Raw genomic sequence first — 1,228 nt, forward strand, 5'->3', positions numbered from 1 at the left:
AATCGCCCCGGATTCCCTAGACACTTTCCAGGCTCAGTAAATGTTGCTTCTCGAACTCTACCGGCGACAGCTGATTGTTGAAACCATGCCGGCGCTTTGAGTTGTAAAACATCTCGATGTAGTCGAACACGTCAGCGCGAGCATCCTGCCTAGTGCTGTAGATCTTTCGCCTAACCCGTTCCCGCTTCAGCAGTTGGAAAAAGCTTTCCGCTACCGCGTTGTCATGGCAGTTGCCGCGTCGACTCATGCTGCCAAGCAAGTTGTTGGCTCTCAGAAAGCTCTGCCAGTCTCCGCTGCTGAACTGGCTACCCTGGTCTGAGTGAATCATCACTTCCTGCTTTGGCTTACGCCGCCAAACCGCCATCAGCAACGCATCAATAGCCAGGTCGCTGGTCATCTGCGGCTTCATCGACCAACCGATTACCTGCCGCGAAAACAGATCAAGCACCACCGCCAAATACAACCAGCCCTCATAGGTGCGGATGTAGGTGATGTCCGTGACCCAGACCTTGTTGGGTTCGGTGACATTGAACCGACGCTCCAGATGATTCGGTGAGGCCGCTGGAGGCTTGCCACCATAGCGGCCCGGTCGACGACGATAGCCTGTCTGCGAGCGCAACCCTTCCAAGCGCATCAGTCGAGCAACACGATGCTTGCCGCATGCTTCGCCAAGCTCACGCAGGTCGTCGTGGATTTTGCGGTAGCCGTAAACACCACCGCTCTCTAGCCACGCGTGCTTGATCAGTCCAAGCAGGCGTTTGTCATCCTTGGCTCGTGCCGACTGCGGTTCAGCCAGCCACGCGTAGTAACCACTGGCATGTACTTTCAGCGTCAGGCACAGGCGGCGAACCGAATACTCAGCGGATAGCTGGTTGATGAAGGCGTACTTCAGCCGCACTCCTTGGCAAAGTACGCGGCGGCCTTTTTTAGGATGTCTCGCTCTTCGGTCACGCGCTTGAGTTCGGCACGAAGGCGACGCAGCTCAGCTTGCTGATCGTCCTCTTGCGCGCGCTGCTCTTGGGGCTTTCTGTAGCGTTTAACCCAGGCATACAGGCTGTGGGTCGACATGCCCAATCGAGCAGCCACCTCAGCCACTGGCAGACCCCGTTCGGTCACCTGTTTGACTGCTTCGATTTTGAATTCTTCGGGATAACGCGGGTTGCTCATGGCACCTCCTAGTGGGCCGTATTATGAGGCCTGGAGGTGTCTACGAAACTAGGGGCGATTC

The 1,228-nt window shown here is 56.6% G+C and carries 1 protein-coding gene; it reads right to left on the bottom strand.

The annotated features are described in order from the left end of the window. Positions 1-16: 16 nt before the first annotated feature. Positions 17-1,167 (bottom strand): IS3 family transposase gene (locus C1949_RS19200; RefSeq protein ID WP_104739964.1). Its coding sequence is split into 2 segments (ribosomal slippage): positions 17-924 and positions 924-1,167, totalling 1,152 coding nucleotides; the frame shifts between segments, so codons are not numbered across the junction. Between the last annotated feature and the right edge of the window lie 61 nt (positions 1,168-1,228).

The sequence above is a fragment of the Halopseudomonas oceani genome (genome assembly GCF_002903165.1).
Lineage (GTDB): Bacteria > Pseudomonadota > Gammaproteobacteria > Pseudomonadales > Pseudomonadaceae > Halopseudomonas > Halopseudomonas oceani.